Here is a 14,984-nt window from a genome sequence, read left to right as displayed (position 1 = left end):
GGGAATGACCCGGGTCGCCGGAGAATTCGAGTGAGCTGGAGAATGCATTCGGAGTCCGGAGAGGAAGCGTGCGCATGGGTACCCCCGTCGACGACCTGGTCGATCTGCTCGACCTTGAGCAGATCGAACTCAACATCTTTCGTGGCCGCAGTCCCGAGGAGGCGCTGCAACGGACGTTCGGCGGCCAGGTCGCCGGGCAGGCACTGGTCGCGGCAGGGCGCACGGTGGACGACGCGCGCCCGGTCCACTCGCTGCACGCCTACTTCCTGCGCCCCGGGGTCCCCGGCGTGCCGATCGTCTACCAGGTCGACCGGATCCGCGACGGCCGCTCCTTCACCACCCGCCGGGTGCTCGGCATCCAGGGCGGCCGGTCGATCTTCGCGCTCACCGCCGACTTCCACAGACCCGAGGAGGGCGGCATCGAGCACCAGTACCCGATGCCGGCCGTCGCCGCCCCCGAGGACCTGCCCAGCGCCCTGGACGAGGTCGGCTCCCGGCTCGGCGAGCTGCCCCCGTTCATCAGCCGCCGCCAGCCCTTCGACATCCGCTACGTCGACCGGCTGCGCTGGACCGAGGAGGAACTGGAGGGCGTCGAGGCGCGCAGCGGCGTCTGGCTGCGCACCAACGGCCGACTGCCGGACGACCCGCTGATCCACGTCTGCGCCCTCACCTACGCCAGCGACATGACGCTGCTGGACGCCGTCCGCGCCCCGGTCGAGCCGCTGTGGGGCGAGCGGAACTTCGACATGGCCTCGCTCGACCACGCGATGTGGTTCCACCAGCCGTTCCGGACGGACGACTGGCTGCTGTACCAGCAGGAGTCCCCGATCGCGCACGGCGCGCGCGGCCTCGCACGCGGACAGATCTTCGACCGGCACGGCCGGCTGGTGGTGTCCGTGATGCAGGAGGGACTGTTCCGTCCGCTGAAGCGCCGCGACGGGTAGGTGACCGGTAGGCGATGCGTGCGGCCGGTTCCGTGCCCCGTGTTGTGCCGCGTGTCGGCGCGTTGCCGCCGTGTTGCGGTTCCGGCGGTTCCGGGCCGACGGGAATGATCCGTCCGAGCGGACGGTGTTGTGGATGACCGAGAGGGGCGGCCCGAACGGCGGGCCGTCCGCGAACCGACCGGGAGGGTGGACCGATGACGGCGACAGCCGCGGAGGACTGGAAGCACTGGAGCGACGGCCGGGCGGCGTCGGTGAGCGCGGAGCACGGCCAGCTCGCGCTCACCGGCACGCACTGGCTGGAGCCCGAGCCGGCCGAGGTCCCCGGCCTGCCCGGGCACTGGTGGGCCGACGCCGAGGGCGTGCGGGTCCGGGCCGCGGCCTCCGACGGCATCACGGTCGACGGCGCCGGCGCACCCGTGGACGGCGAGGTGCTGCTCCGCCCGGACAGCGACCCGGCCGCCGACACCGCCACCCTGGGCACCCTGCTGCTCGTCCCGATCGAGCGCGAGGGCGAGCTGGCCCTGCGGGTCTTCGACCCGGCCGCACCCCGCCGGGTCGCGTTCGCCGGCATCTCCGCCTACCCGTACGCGCCCGAGTGGGCCGTGCCCGCCGTCTTCACCCCGTTCGAGGACGACGACGCGCGGTCGGTCGTCGTCCCGAACGCCGACGGCCGGGAACGCCCGCTGGCCGTCTCCGGGCAGATCGCCTTCACCGTGGCGGGCGAGCACCGCACCCTGACCGTCAGCGGGTCGGGCGGGTGGCTCAGCGGCGTGATCGCCGACGCGACCAGCGGCATCGACACCTACCGCTTCCGCTTCATCACCCTGCCGGCGCCCGACGCCGAGGGCCGCACCGTCCTCGACCTCAACCGGGCCTACCTGCCGCCGTGCGCCTTCTCGGACCACTTCATCTGCCCCTTCCCGCCGCCGGGCAACCGGCTGGACTTCGCGGTGGAGGCGGGGGAGAGGCAGGTGCTGAGCCGGTAGCGGCCCGGACGGGGCGAGGCCGGGCTGCGGTTCGGCTCGGGCGGGTCCGGGCCGCGGCTCGGCCCGGGCGTCTTCCGGCTCGGGCGGGCCCTGGCTCGGGCGGGCCCTGGCACGGGCCCCGGTGGGAGACCGTCCGGGGGCGGAGCGGAGCATGGGGGACTATGTCGAACAATCAACATTCCACGTCGTCCCCGTCGTCGTCGCGGTCCTCGTCGCCCGCCCCGTCCACCTCGCACGGCTCGGCCCCCTCGGCGTCCACGCCCTCCCCGGCCCCCTCCACCTCCTCGCACTCCGCCGCCGAGTCAGAACCCGATCCCGGGCCGGGAGGCGGACCCGGGCCGGGACCGGCGGCCGGCTCACCCTGGTACCGGCGGGCGTTCGCCGACCTCAGCCCGCTGCGCGACCACCCCGACTACCGCCGGGTCTGGGCCGGGCAGGCCATCTCCTCCATAGGCCAGCAGATGACGGCCGTCGCCGTCTCCGTCCAGGTCTACGAACTGACCGGCTCCGCCTTCGCGACCGGCCTGGTCGGCATCTTCTCCCTCGTCCCGCTGGTCGCCTTCGGCCTCTACGGCGGCGCGATCGCCGACACCGTCGACCGGCGCAGGCTGGGCCTGATCGGCTCGGCCGGTCTGGCCGTCGTCTCCGCCGCCCTGGCCGCGCAGGCACTGGCCGGCCTCGGGCTGGTCGCCGTCCTGTACGCCGCCGTCGCCGCCCAGGCCGGGTTCTTCGCGATCAGCTCGCCCGCCCGGTCCGCGATGATCCCCCGCCTGGTGCCCAGCCACCAACTCCCGGCGGCGAACGCCCTGAACACCGTCAGCATGAACCTCGGCCTCACCGTCGGCCCGATGCTCGGCGGCGTCCTCATCGGCACCTACGGCGCCCAGGCCGCCTACCTGATCGACACCGTCGCCTTCACCGGCACCCTCTACGCGATGTGGCGCCTGCCCGCCATGCGGCCGCTCGGCGAACGCAAGGGCCGCGCCTCCGTCCTCGACGGCCTCCGCTTCCTGCGCGACCAGCCCAACCTGCGAACCAGCTTCCTCGCCGACCTGGCCGCCATGGTCTTCGGCATGCCGCGCGCCCTCTTCCCGGCCATCGCGGTCACCTTCTACGGCGGCGACGCCGGCACCGTCGGCCTGCTGGTCTCCGCCCCGGCCGTCGGCGCCCTGATCGGCGCGCTCTTCTCCGGCTGGGTCGGCCGCGTGCACCGCCAGGGCGCCGCCATCCTCGCCGCCGTCGTCGCCTGGGGCCTGGCCATCGCGGCCTTCGGCGCCCTCCACAACCTCTGGCTCGGCCTCCTGCTGCTCGCGGTCGCCGGCTGCGCCGACACCGTCAGCATGATCTTCCGCAACACGATGATGCAGGTCGCGGCCCCGGACGAGATGCGCGGCCGCCTCCAGGGCATCTTCATCGTGGTCGTGGCCGGCGGCCCCCGCCTCGGCGACTTCGAGTCCGGCACCGTCGCCGCCCTCACCAACCCCGCCACCTCCGTGATCACCGGTGGCCTCGCCTGCGTCGCCGCCGTCCTCCTCCTCGCCGCCCGCCGCCCCGCCTTCCTCACCTACGACGCCCGCCACCCCACCCCCTGACCCACCCACCCAAACCTGGCAGCGAGCACCCCCCGACGTGCTGTATTGTTTTCCACGTCGCCGGGACAACCGGAGGCAAGGTCGAGAAGCCCACAGCAGAGCCCCCCAGGCCCCGCTGCAGGCGCCGAGACCACGGGACGTGGCGCAGCTTGGTAGCGCACTTGACTGGGGGTCAAGGGGTCGCAGGTTCAAATCCTGTCGTCCCGACTTGCATAACCGCAGGTCGTAGGCCGTTTCCGCTTCTGGCGGGAGCGGCCTTTCTGGCGTTTGGTCAGCTGGTGGTCGCATGGTGGTCGCCGGGCCACTTCGGCCACGGGGTGGATGTGGTGCTCGCGGCTGGGGCCTGATGGGGAGCCAGTCTGCGGTGCGGGCGCGGACTCTGGTGCACGGGTCGGCGGGCGCGGCAGGCCGGGCGGCCGAGGACGGCCCGGTCGGCTCCGTCGAGCGTCCAGGCGATGGCGTCGACGGCCGCACGGACGGCGGCGCGGGGCAGTTGGGCGTAAATGTTCGCGGTGGTCGACAGCGTGCGGTGACGCATCGTCTTCGAGACGACCGGCAGCGGGGTGCCGGCGGCCATCGCGAAGCTCGCGGCGAGGTGGCGCAGGTCGTGAACGGCGATGCGCGGGACGCCGGACCAGTCGCAGAGCAGGTGGAAGCGGTCGAGGACGTGCTTGGGGTGCAGGGGGCGTCCGTGGCGGTGGAAGACGTACCCGCCGGCGGACGCGCCCTGGCCGAACGCGCGTGAGCCCGCCCGCTCGTCGAGGGCGTCGACGACGCGGTCGGACAGGGCAACCCAGGTGCGGCTGCCCTTGGTCTTGGGGGTGGTCAGCAGGAGCCGGGTGTTGTTGATCACGGAGAGGGTGGCCCGGACGAACAGGGTGCGCTCGGGTAGGTGGACGTCGTCCCAGCGCAGGGCGAGCGCTTCGCCCTTGCGCATGCCGGTCCCGATCATCAGCTCGGCGAGGTCGGCGAACAGCGGGTCGGTGGCGTGGGTGAAGCGCAGGAAGCGGGCGGCTTCCTCCTCGGTCCACAGGTGGCGCTCTTTTGCGGCGGGCCTGGCAATGAGGGTGGGCTTGGCCGGGTTGCGATGCAGGCGTTCGCCGCTGACCGCGTCGCTGAGGGCGCTGGAGAGGGTGGACATGATCCGGTGGACGGTGACCTTGCCCCGGCCGCGGCTGAGCTGGGTGGTGACGAAGGCGCGAAGATGCTGGCGTTCGAGGTCGTCCAGGGGGATGTCGCCGATCGCGGGGATGAGGTCCTTGTCGACGTAGGCGCTGTAGCCAGCCATCGTGGTGGGCTTGAGGACCTGCTCCTTCTGCGCGAGCCACTCGGTCAGGTACTGGCCACAGGTCTGCCGGGGATCGGCAACGACGCCGGTGTCGAGGCCCAGGTTGAAGCGGTGCAGTGCGATGCGGGCCTCGACCTCGTCCGGGAAACCCGCGCGGCGGACGGTATGGCGACGGCCGTCGATGGACGGCACGTCGACCGCGAAGGCCCAGGTCCCATGGTGCTGGTCTGCCACAAGCGCGGGGCACCTGGTGCCGAGCTGTCGGCGCTGCACGTCACGGCAGCCACAGCGACGGTAGACGCGACCGCGGTCGGTTGGAGAGTGCATGCTGATCGCCTCCGGAAACGGAGCTTGCCCGATATCCAGTCTCCCGGCGGCAACCCGCGACCACCACGCGACCACCGGGCCGCCCCCAGCGCTCTGATCAGGGGCTTTCCCTTGGCTTCCGCAAGGGGCGAGGAGAAGTGCGGTTCGGCAACTTCCTCTCGGGATGATTCACCTCAGAATGTGCCATATAGTGCAAACCTGAACTATTGGTGCCGCCACCTCGGGCTCTGGCGCGGAACCGCGGAAGAGGGATGTGCCGTGTCGGACCGTGCCGAACCCATCCATGCGCGCATTGTGGAACTGGCGCGCCCGCAGCCCGGCGACCAGGTTGTCGACCTCGGGTGCGGCGCGGGACCGACTCTGTGCGCGGTCAGCCGAATAGCACCGGAAGCTGCTCTCATTGGACTCGACCGGTCCCCAGAGTTCCTGCGCCAGGCGGACGCTGTCCTGAAGGACCACGCCGGGGCGACGGCGACGATCGTTGCCGATCTCCGCGACCCCCTGCCATGCGCAGACGGCAGTGTGGACGTCGTCCTGTCGTACAACACCATCGAGTGCTTGCCGGACCCGCAGGGGATGCTCGCGGAGGTCGCACGAGTCCTGCGGCCAGGCGGTCGGGCGGTCATCGCGCACGTCGACTTCGACTCCATGGTCATTGCTGGCGCGGACGCCGATCTCGACCGGCGGGTCTGCCACGCGTTCGCGGACGACGCGCAGAGCTGGATGGACCACGCGGACGGCCGGATTGGCCGCAAGCTCGGCCTGCTTGTGGCCGGCAGTCCGCTAAGCCTTCTCCATGTAGAGCCGCTGCTGGTGTGGTCGACCGCGTTCACAGGGCACGCGAAGGACCGGCTCGGCCAGATTCGGAAGGCACTGTTGTCCGCGGCCAGGCACGGCCGCGGTTCCGTCAGCCCCGAGGAGATTGAAGAGTGGTACGCCGCAGTGGGAGAGGCGGATCGCTTGGGCGCTTTCTTCTTCTCCGAGCTGGCGTTCATCGCTCTTGCGGAGCGCCCCAGGGCGCGCCATGGCGACAGTGCTGGTCGGCACCGGGCTGGGACGGGTATGTCGCCGGAGCGCGGGAGCTGGGTACCCGACGGCTCGGCCGCGGCATGAAGCTACTGTGCCGGGCGCCCCGCAGTGATGGTGGGGCGCGTGGGCGGGGTGAGATCTCTCATCGCCCCGCGACAGGGCGGCAGTGGAGCAGGGGCGTGATCGATCGTCGCCGTACGTCCGAATTAAATCCTTCCCGAATTTCCGGCGAGGAAAGAACCGCCCCTCCAATTGTGGAAACGTATTGCAATCTTCGTCGCTGAAGTTAAATCGGGCATTGGTCTGCCAGTGGGGAAGGCTCCCACCTGCTCGAATGCGGTCTGGCTCGCGCTTTGCATCGAGTCGGTTGACGGGCTTGCAGGCTGTGTCGTGTAATTGCGGCACAGTGCAGAGGAAATTCTTCATGTGGAGAGCCATGTCTGTCGACGCCCGGGTTGATCACGTGGTGGAGGTGCTCCGTGGGCGCCTCGCCGAGAACGATTCCGTACTCATGACCCGCCGACATTTGACGAATACCTGGCGGGCGGCGGGCTTCACGAGACTGGCGGAAGACTGGACTGCTTCCAGCTCCGTCGAGAGAAGCATGCCCGAAGCCGGTGCCGATCCCTGGGCTGAGCTGATGACGGTGGCCCGGACTCGCCTGAGCAAGGGACACGCCATGGAGCTTCAGCTCGCACTCGAAGAGAGCGCCATTCACTGCGAGCCGGCTCTCGGTCGTCTGGGCGCGGGCACCGACACCGTCCGCATCTACCGGAAGTGGCGCGTGCAGAAGTAGAAGGTGAGCTCCGGCACGACTCGAGCCGGGACAGCCTACGGCCCGGCGTCGTTGCTGAGGGCGGTGGCGGCGAAGGCGCACAGGGCGTTCACGGTGGTGCTGAGCGGGGCCGTGGTGTCCAGCGCCAGCGACGGCTGTTCGGGATCGGACCAGGACAGCTCCGGCGCGTCCGGTGCCGGGTTGGTCCGGTAGGCGCGGACGGTGCGGACAACGTCCCGGGCGTGGCGCACTGGTTCGGGTGCGTGGACGTGGATGAGGTGGAGATGTTCTCCGAGGAGGTCTGCGGCGAGCTGCCGCTCCGCCTCGGTGGAGGTCACCAGGGTGACGATGCCGACCTGTTGCTGGCTGGCAGCGTGTGCGAGGGCACGGATCGTGGCAATGCGGTCGGAGGGTGACCAGCCGAGATCTCGCAGGACACCGGCGGCACGTTCGATGTCCGCGTCGTAGAGCCTGCAGTCGGCGCCGTGCTCTGTGCGGAGGTAGTCGAGGAGGTGCCGGGCGAGAGTGGTCTTGCCGGAGGCCGGCAGCCCGAGGAGCCAGAAGACGGTTGACGATCGCGGCTGGTTCACGGGGCGTAGCCCCACTTCTGGCACCAGGAGTTGAGCAGCGGCGGGATGTCGTCCCTCGGCGGCGGTGGGGTAGCGGCTTGGATGCGGCCGGAGGCGATCTGGGGTGACCAGTCACCGATGCCGTAGATGAACGGGCCGTGGTCGTGGCGGCCGTAGTCGAGCATGCTCGGATCCCAGGGGATGCCGATGCGCTCGCACAGGGCCTTGCAGGTGGTTTCCGGGTCGGCGGTGAGCTGCTCGTAGGTGACGTGGACGGCGCCCGGAAGGTTGGCTGCGGCTTCGTCGAGGGCGGTGGCGAACTTATCGACGGTGACGGCCGCTTCCGCGAGGTCGTTGGCGTCGCCGGCGCGGCGGATGGAGTCGGCGATGGCGACCGGGTGCCGGCGCAGGACGATGTAGCGGGCCTGGGGCCAGCAGGCGGCGAGGCGTTGCCAGATGAACACGTTGCCCGGGGACTTCTCGACGAGCACGCTCTTGTCGGCCTCGGTGAGCTGGCGGTGCAGCAGGCGGTCCCAGAGCAGGTGCTCGAGGTCGGTGCGGGCGAGTCCGAGGGTGCGCATGGACAGGTCGGTGAATTCGTCGTCGACGGCCACGGTGTAGCCGGCGAGGTGGAGTTCGTGCGGGGCGTGGACGTCCGGGTGGGAGCCGAGCAGGCAGCGCAGCAGGGTCGATCCGGAGCGGATTGGGGAGAGGAGGAACACGGGCGAGGGGATAAGACGGTGGTCAGGCACCGAGTTCCTCCTTCACGGCGTGCTCGCGTTCTGCGAAGACACGCAGGCGGGTGGCGATGTTACGGCGGTAGTGGGCGGAACCGGGGGCGGTCTTCTCGTCGCAGTGGAAGACCCGGAGCGGGAGGCGGTGCAGGTAGCCGATGCCGGGTCCGGAGGGCTGGGCGAAGGTGCGGGAGAGCCAGTCCTCGTAGTTCATCCAGCGCTGGCCGTCGTCGTGGAACCGATCGCCGGGGATGCCGCCGGCTGCGGTCATGACGGGGCGGGCCCGGTGGGTGTCGTAGATCAGGAAGTGAGAGGAGACGCGGTTGACTGAGCGGGCTCGGTTGCTCAGCGGCGGGCCGACCTCTTCGAGCTTCCATTGCCAGCAGTCGTGGTCGTCGATGCGCTGGGCGAGTGCGAGCTGCGGGCACTGGTCGAACGTTTCGGCGATCTCGGCGAGGACATCGGTGGTGCTCGGGTCGCGGAAGGCGACGACGTCTCCTTCGATGGTGATCAGGAAGCGGCTCTTGTCGCTGACGAAGTGGGTGTGGATGTTGTTCGCCTGGTCGCCGGAGGCCCGGTGGCGGGTGCGCCAGCGTAGCCGTACCTCGTCGAACCCCCAGGTGCTGTGGGCGAGTTCGGCGATCTCCGCAGTTGGTGCGCTCTCGGCACCGTCCACGACGAGCACCAGGTCGTACGGGTGGCGGGTGCCGCGGGTCAGGGCGTCCAGGGTGGTGGGGATGGTGCGGCGCAGGAGTTCGACGTCGCTGTGGACGAGGTAGGCGATCGTGAACGCGGGTGGATAGGTCACGGTGGTCACCATCCCGCCGGTCCGGTCACGTCCGGCCCCGGGGCGCTGCTTGCCGGGTGCGCGGACGTGAGCAAGGCGCGGAGGTCTTCCAGCATGCGGTCCGTGAGCTCATGGGCAGCTTTGGTGATGTCCCGCTCGATTCCGCGCTCGACCTGGTCAGGGATGTGTGGGTGGCCCACGCACATCCCCATGACCTGGTACTTGGCTCTCGTGCCGAGGCCGACACGGTTGGCGAGGTCCTGCAGTGCGAACAGGTCGAAGACGACCGTGCCGGCGCGGTACAGGCGGTCAGCGAAGGCGGCGGTGTAGCGGGAGATGAGGTCGCGCACCGCGGCGTGGTGCGCGGCCGGCAGGGCGCTCTGGTCGAGGGCTTCGGCGGCCGGGGTGGGGAGGAAGACGAAGGCGCATCGGTAGAAGTCGGAGGTGCCGAGCATCCGGAAGCAGCCGGTGCGATCGAGCAGGTCGACCATCTTCTGGAAGGTGGCCTGACGGTCTTCGACGAGTCGGCCGATGCCGTCGACACCTTGGTGCTTCATCAGCGCCCAGAGCTTGAGTGATTCGAAGCCGCGGGAGCCGTAGAACGGGGTGATCAGTCCGAGGTCGAGACAGCCGGGGTCGTCTGCGCGGTCCGGGTAGCGGGCGAAGCGGCCGAGCGCGGCGGGGTCTCGGAAGAGAACGTAGCTGGAGGGGTAGCTGACGAACAGTCCCTTGTGCGGGTCGAGGGCGATGGAGTCGGCGTTCTCGATGCCGGCGAGCTGGACCTTGAGCTTCTCGGAGAACAGCAGGCTGCCTCCGTGGCAGGCGTCCACGTGGAACCAGGTGTTGTGCTGATCGCTGAGCTCGGCGAGGGCCTGCAGGTCGTCGATGCCGGTGGTGCGGCAGTTGCCCGCGACGCCGACGACCATGAAGATCCGTTTCCCGGGAGGCGGCGAGGCCAGCAGGCGGGCGACGGAGGCGGGGTCGCTGGTGAAGTCCGGGGTGGCGTCCGCCCACAGGAGTCCGTCGGTGCCGAGGCCGAGGGCCTGGGCGGCGGCGAGGTAGGAGAAGTGCTCGACTCCGCCGGCCAGCAGGATCACCGGCTGCTCGGGGAGTGCGCGCAGGCCGGTGGTGCGGATCTTGGGGTAGGTGTGGGCGAGGGCCGCGGCGATGGCGATGTGGTTGCTCATGTTGCCGCCGGAGGTCCACATTCCGCCGAGCGACCCGAGTCCCTGGTAGTCGGCCAGAGGCGTGACCGGGTAGCCGACGAGTTCCCGGAGCCAGGTGATCAGCTGGGCCTCGATCACGCTGGCGGCGGGAGCGCTGCGGTCGTAGGCGATCAGGTTCTGGTTGAGGAAGGAAGCGACGATGTCGGCCGCGAGGGCGGCGATGCTGTCGCCGGTGTCGGGGAACGCGAGATAGCGCGGGTCTGCCTGGGAGATCGACCACCTGGCGATCTGGGTCAGGGCCTCAAGGAACTGCTCGTCGTTCTCGCCGCCCTGGGGCAGCGGGCTGGCGAAGCGGTCGATGAGCTCGCTGACCGTCGCGTGCTGCAGGACCAGGCCGTCGCGCAAGGCTCCGGAGGCGAAGTCGAGGCCGAGGTCGACCGCCCGGTGCAGCAGTCGCTGGCTGTCCTTGGCCGGGCGGTTGCCCAGGAGGGCGGGCGGATGGGTGTCAGACACGTCCGAACTCCATTCGGTACACGCAGTCTTCGCACGAGGACCAGGTAGGGCTCCGGAAGAGGAAGGAGTCCCGCAGAGCCCCGTACGGCTTCGAGGTCCAGATCTCGGCCATCGGCGCGTGGTGGATGTTGCCGAGCACGTTTCCGGGAGAGGACTCCATGTGGATGCAGCACGGCGTGACGTCGCCGTCCTTGGTGATGTAGCTGGCGTCCCAGGGCCACGGGCACACGGCCTTCGCGGCAGACGGGGAGGCCAGCCGGGAGTAGTCGAAGATCGACAGTTGCAGGCCCAGTTCGTCGGCGCGGGCGAGGCCGGCTTCCAGGTGCGGCACGACCTGCGAGAGAGCTGCGGCGAACAGGGACTCGGCGTTGAGGGTCTTGTCCTCGCCCCAGTGGTGCAGGCTCTCCACACTGATCCGCGTGACGCCGTGGTCCGCGACGAAGTCGACGATCGCCGGGAACTGGTAGATGTTGGCGGTGGAGAGCGTCACCGCGGCCGACAGCGCGGTGTCGCGGTGTCGCGTCATCTCCGCAGCCTCGCGCAGCGCGGTGGACAGCTGGGATCGGCGAAGGCCGGAGCGCATCCGCCCGAGCGTGGCATCGTCTGCGCCGTCGACGCTGATGGCGAGCAGGCCCAGTCCGGCGTCGAGGACCGGCTGGAGACGACGGCGCACGAGCAGGCCGTTGGTGTTCGTCGAGGTGAATACGGACCGGTCAGTGCACGCCTGGACGAAGGAGGCGAAGTCGCGGACGATCAGCGCCTCACCGGCGCCGACGAAGGAGACGTGCCCGAGACCCGGAAGCTGCTCGAGCAGGGTGAGGAAGGCGTCCAGCGGCAGGTGCCCGCCGCTGCTGTCGTGCACCGCCCGCACACATCCGGCGCAGGAGAGGTTGCACAGGTCGGTGAGTTCCACCTGCAGGTACTGGGGAGTTGGCGTCGGCCGGCCCGGTTCGAGCCCGTAGCGGTCGAAGTCGTCGGTGACGAGGAACTTCCGAAAGCGCTCCGGCACCACGATCGGAGGCATCTGCTCGGGCATCACCTGGTCGCCTCCTTCCGGTAGACGGAGACCATCTCCTCGACGAATTCCTCGAACGCCGACGTCCGGCGGCCGAACGACGGCACCCGCGGCTCCTGGTGTCCGGCCGCGGCATCGATCGCCTGCCTCCACGAAGCCGGGTCGGCGTACTGCTCGACGAGGTGGACGCCTTCGTTGTCCGCGAGGTGGCGCATGGACGGCACCGCCGAGGACCACACCGGCACGCCCAGGGCCCGGGCCTCGTGCGCCACGATCGGATGGTTCTCCCACCACTGCGAGGGCACCAGCAACGCCCGGGCACCGGCCAGCACCGGTCCTACGTCGGAGCGGGAGAGCGGAGGAAGCCAGCGCACCCGCCGATCGGCTGCGGCGACCAGGCGCATCCGCTCCTCGTACGCGGCGTCGTCCGGCACCGTTGCGACCAGCACAGGAAGCGTGGTCGGGCTGTGCGCGAGGGCGTCGAGCAGGACGTGGAGGCCCTTCTCGGGTGAGCACCGGCCCAGGAACAGCAGGTACTCGCCGCCGCCACTGCTCTCGGCCGGCGACTGCCAGCTGCCGGGCAGCCCGTAGCAAGCTTGGTCCCGGACCATCTTGTCCACCGCGAAGCCGGCCTTCGCGAGCTCCACAGCCTGGTGCGGGGTCTGCGTCCACAGCGCCCGCACCCGCCCGTTCAGCCACGCGACATTGCGGGCCCGCCACAGCTGCACCTCGTCAGCCGCCTTCATCGGTACGTCGAGGCAGCTCGTGCAGGCGCTGGACGGGGCAGTGCTGGTGCACTGCGCACCGGTGGAGCGCACGAGAAGCTGGTGGTCGGGACAGACGGCGGTGTAGTCCGTGAGCGTCGCGACGACCGGTACGTTCCGCAGCGGAGCGGTGTCGAGGAACGCCAGGCCGATGCGGCTGAAGTGTAGGACGTGGACGAGGTCGACGGCAGGTCGCGAGGCGAGCAACTGCTCGATGAGTGCTGCCTGCTGGGCCTCTTGGGCGCGCCAACCGACCGGGTAGTCGTGTGCGAAGACCGCGGGCACGCTGATGTACTCGGCCGCGGTGCGTCGCTGCGGCGACGGCGGGTCGCCGGCTGCCAGCCACGCGACGTCCAAGCCTCGCGCCATCAAGGCCTGGGCGAGGTCGTCGGCCAGGATCTCCGTCCCGCCAGCCTTCTCGCCAGCGAACCGGTGGGTGACCAGAAGAATGCGCATCTCGCCTCCCGTCAGCAGGTGTTGCCCTGGAGCCCGACCCAGCGACCAAGCGGGGTCAGCTCAACGGGCATGCGGCCGTTGACTCCCGCCGAGGTCGGCCGCCCGGGTGCTTCCGGGCCGGACAGACGAAGCGAACCCACCGCGCCGGCATCCAGGACCGCGAACGGCTCGTGCAGCGTCAAAGCGGTCCAGCCGCCGTCCGTGACGTCCGCGAACACGTTCACACCAAGCCCCTCGCCGGAACCGACCGGTTCGGGAAGCGGCACCACCAGCTCCAGGTGATCGGCCTCCCAAGAGAGGCGGACATCGCGGGCGTTCTCCCAGACGGGATCGGGATGCGGAACACGGCGGAACCGGGCGGAGGGCGCCGCGAGCCACCAGGCGCCGTCGCGGGTGCACCGCAGGTACCGCTCATCGGGCCACTGCCCGGCAGCGAGATCATGCAAGGTGAACACGCCCTCGCCCAACGGCTGCAGGCGGACGCGGACAACTTGTACGGCGTCGGGCGAATCGCCCAACTCCAGCCGCACCGTGATCCCTTCAGCACCTCGGGCGAGCGTGACGGCGAGTCCCGCAGGGTTGACCAGTCCGCCTCGCACCCGGCCCGGACCGGCGAGCGGGACGGATGCCTGCCGGCCGTCGGCAGCGGCATCGAGGCGGGCCGCCGGCCAGTAGGCGGCTTCAGGGGAGGACGCGAGCGCCTCGGCGGTGAGACCGTACGGGGAGGGCAGGGCGTCCAGCACCCCCGGGTGCCGCTCGCGCAGGGCGACGACGAGGCTGATCGACAGGTCAGTCAGGAACCGGATCAGATCGCACTTCACGCCGTCAGGCTTGGTGATGTCACCGTTCGCGAGGACCGCCTGGTAGTAGCAGCCGCCGCCGCACACGTACCGCGATGGGCAGGAGGAGCACTCGTCCCGCTGGTCGACGACCAGGTCGAGGTACTTGCGGCGCTCGGCGTCCTCGACACCGGTGGAGGCATGGCCGATGTGCCAGCCGGACTTGCCGATGAAGTGCGCGCACGGGTAGAGGTTGCCGTTGGTGTCCAGGTAGGTCCCGCTCTTGCCAGCCCCGCACCGGTAGACCTGCGCCGCGCGGTCCTTCACCCGATAGAAGAACCGCATGAAGAAGTCCTCGGAGTTCAGGGCGAGAAGCCGGGCGAGGATGCCCTCCGGGGGCTGGGCGAGGATGTGCTCGACGAGGTCGGCGTAGCCCTGGCGGAAGGCCGGCAGGGTCTCGGTGTTGAGCGCGTAGTCCTTGTCGTGGGTGGCGTTGACCGGCTTCATGTAGATGTTGCGGGCGCCGACGTCCTCGAAGAGGTGGCGGAAGATTGCCACGAAGTCGGTGCAGTACGCGGTGAGGACGGCCGAGACCCCCATGTCGGGGTGGCGGGCCAGCACCTGGTCGAGCACGGAGCGTACGTGGTCGTACGTGCCGCCGCGACCGCTGGTGTAGAAGCGCACCCGGTCGTGGACGTCCCTGGGCCCGTCCAGGCTGATGTCCTGGGGCGGGCCGAGCTGCTCGGCGAGCTCGGCCGTCATCGACAGCGTCGCGTTGGTGACCATGGGCCCGGCCCACACCACCGCGACGGAGGAGTCGGCGAGGTTCTCGGCGACCAGTTCCTGGACTGTGTCGTGCATGTGGCGCACGAGCATGGTCTCGCCGGCGAGGCCGAAGTCGATCCGGCTGTACCGGGCGTTCTCCTCGAAAAGCCGTTCGCGGTGGGTGCGAAGGCCCTGCACCACGGTCTCCAGCGGGATGGTGACGGGCTTGCCGTCGGCGTGCACCCGGTCCCGGAACGAGCAGTACGTGCAGCCCATGTTGCAGACGTCGGTCAGCGACAGCTGGGCCTGCGGGTACGCCTCACGGTACGAGGTGATCTGGTGGACGGGCTCCAGGCCGCCGCACGGACACGGCTGACCCGGGGCGGTGATTTGCCCGCCGCGGACATGGAAGGTGTAGCCGTCCGCGAAGGAGACGTGCGAAGCATCGCTGGTGGACAGTGGAATCGCGTCGCTGATCACGGTTGACCTCTCGGG

At 70.2% G+C, this 14,984-nt stretch carries 13 protein-coding genes and 1 tRNA gene; 6 read left to right on the top strand and 8 right to left on the bottom strand.

The features are described from left to right. Positions 1–74: 74 nt before the first annotated feature. The 4 genes from ACGFSC_RS38440 to ACGFSC_RS38425 all read left to right on the top strand — a co-directional run bounded on the left by ACGFSC_RS38440 (position 75) and on the right by ACGFSC_RS38425 (position 3,729). Positions 75–944 carry an acyl-CoA thioesterase II gene (locus ACGFSC_RS38440; protein ID WP_359899227.1) on the top strand — a complete coding sequence of 290 codons (870 nt, stop codon included), beginning with the start codon at positions 75–77 and terminating at the stop codon, positions 942–944. 194 nt (positions 945–1,138) lie between these two features. Then, the gene (locus ACGFSC_RS38435) at positions 1,139–1,930 is read left to right on the top strand and encodes a DUF1684 domain-containing protein (RefSeq protein ID WP_359899229.1); all 792 of its coding nucleotides are present in this window, start codon (positions 1,139–1,141) and stop codon (positions 1,928–1,930) included. A gap of 161 nt (positions 1,931–2,091) precedes the next feature. Further along, positions 2,092–3,522, top strand: a complete 1,431-nt coding sequence (locus ACGFSC_RS38430; RefSeq protein WP_359899231.1) for an MFS transporter — start codon at positions 2,092–2,094, stop codon at positions 3,520–3,522. A gap of 133 nt (positions 3,523–3,655) precedes the next feature. Then, positions 3,656–3,729, top strand: a tRNA-Pro gene (locus ACGFSC_RS38425). A 64-nt stretch (positions 3,730–3,793) separates the two neighbouring features. On the opposite strand, the gene ACGFSC_RS38420 is transcribed toward ACGFSC_RS38425, so the two are convergent. Further along, complete coding sequence (locus ACGFSC_RS38420) at positions 3,794–5,044, bottom strand: site-specific integrase (protein WP_359899233.1); 1,251 nt, start codon at positions 5,042–5,044, stop codon at positions 3,794–3,796. A gap of 351 nt (positions 5,045–5,395) precedes the next feature. On the opposite strand from ACGFSC_RS38420, the gene ACGFSC_RS38415 reads away from it, so the two are divergent. Together ACGFSC_RS38415 and ACGFSC_RS38410 are read left to right on the top strand one after the other, a co-directional pair. Further along, positions 5,396–6,250: a methyltransferase domain-containing protein gene (locus ACGFSC_RS38415; RefSeq protein WP_359899235.1), complete on the top strand. Its 855-nt coding sequence runs from the start codon at positions 5,396–5,398 to the stop codon at positions 6,248–6,250. A gap of 352 nt (positions 6,251–6,602) precedes the next feature. Further along, on the top strand, positions 6,603–6,962 hold the full coding sequence (locus tag ACGFSC_RS38410) for a hypothetical protein (protein WP_359899237.1): 360 nt from the start codon (positions 6,603–6,605) through the stop codon (positions 6,960–6,962). 35 nt (positions 6,963–6,997) lie between these two features. Here the strand turns inward: ACGFSC_RS38410 and ACGFSC_RS38405 are convergent, their stop codons facing one another. The 7 genes from ACGFSC_RS38405 to ACGFSC_RS38375 are packed head-to-tail and all read right to left on the bottom strand — an operon-like array spanning position 6,998 to position 14,969. Beyond that, positions 6,998–7,531: an adenylyl-sulfate kinase gene (locus tag ACGFSC_RS38405; protein ID WP_359899238.1), complete on the bottom strand. Its 534-nt coding sequence runs from the start codon at positions 7,529–7,531 to the stop codon at positions 6,998–7,000. Next, on the bottom strand, positions 7,528–8,262 hold the full coding sequence (locus ACGFSC_RS38400; RefSeq protein WP_359899240.1) for a sulfotransferase: 735 nt from the start codon (positions 8,260–8,262) through the stop codon (positions 7,528–7,530). Before ACGFSC_RS38400 ends, ACGFSC_RS38405 begins: the two co-directional genes overlap by 4 nt. Then, the gene (locus tag ACGFSC_RS38395) at positions 8,255–9,052 is read right to left on the bottom strand and encodes a hypothetical protein (protein WP_359899242.1); all 798 of its coding nucleotides are present in this window, start codon (positions 9,050–9,052) and stop codon (positions 8,255–8,257) included. Before ACGFSC_RS38395 ends, ACGFSC_RS38400 begins: the two co-directional genes overlap by 8 nt. 5 nt (positions 9,053–9,057) lie before the next feature. Beyond that, positions 9,058–10,710 (bottom strand): pyridoxal-dependent decarboxylase, encoded by a 1,653-nt coding sequence (locus ACGFSC_RS38390; RefSeq protein ID WP_359899244.1) that lies wholly within the window; start codon positions 10,708–10,710, stop codon positions 9,058–9,060. Further along, the gene (locus ACGFSC_RS38385; protein ID WP_359899246.1) at positions 10,703–11,746 is read right to left on the bottom strand and encodes a radical SAM protein; all 1,044 of its coding nucleotides are present in this window, start codon (positions 11,744–11,746) and stop codon (positions 10,703–10,705) included. The genes ACGFSC_RS38390 and ACGFSC_RS38385 overlap by 8 nt, the downstream gene beginning before the upstream one ends. Then, positions 11,746–12,945, bottom strand: a complete 1,200-nt coding sequence (locus tag ACGFSC_RS38380; RefSeq protein WP_359899248.1) for a glycosyltransferase — start codon at positions 12,943–12,945, stop codon at positions 11,746–11,748. The genes ACGFSC_RS38385 and ACGFSC_RS38380 overlap by 1 nt, the downstream gene beginning before the upstream one ends. Positions 12,946–12,956: 11 nt before the next feature. Then, positions 12,957–14,969 (bottom strand): SPASM domain-containing protein, encoded by a 2,013-nt coding sequence (locus ACGFSC_RS38375; protein WP_359899250.1) that lies wholly within the window; start codon positions 14,967–14,969, stop codon positions 12,957–12,959. Positions 14,970–14,984: the final 15 nt, after the last annotated feature.

The sequence above is a fragment of the Kitasatospora sp. NPDC048715 genome (genome assembly GCF_043198905.1).
GTDB lineage: Bacteria > Actinomycetota > Actinomycetes > Streptomycetales > Streptomycetaceae > Kitasatospora > Kitasatospora lactacystinica.
The sequence above is the reverse complement of the archived record's forward strand: the minus strand, read 5'-3'. Positions and strand labels throughout refer to the sequence as shown.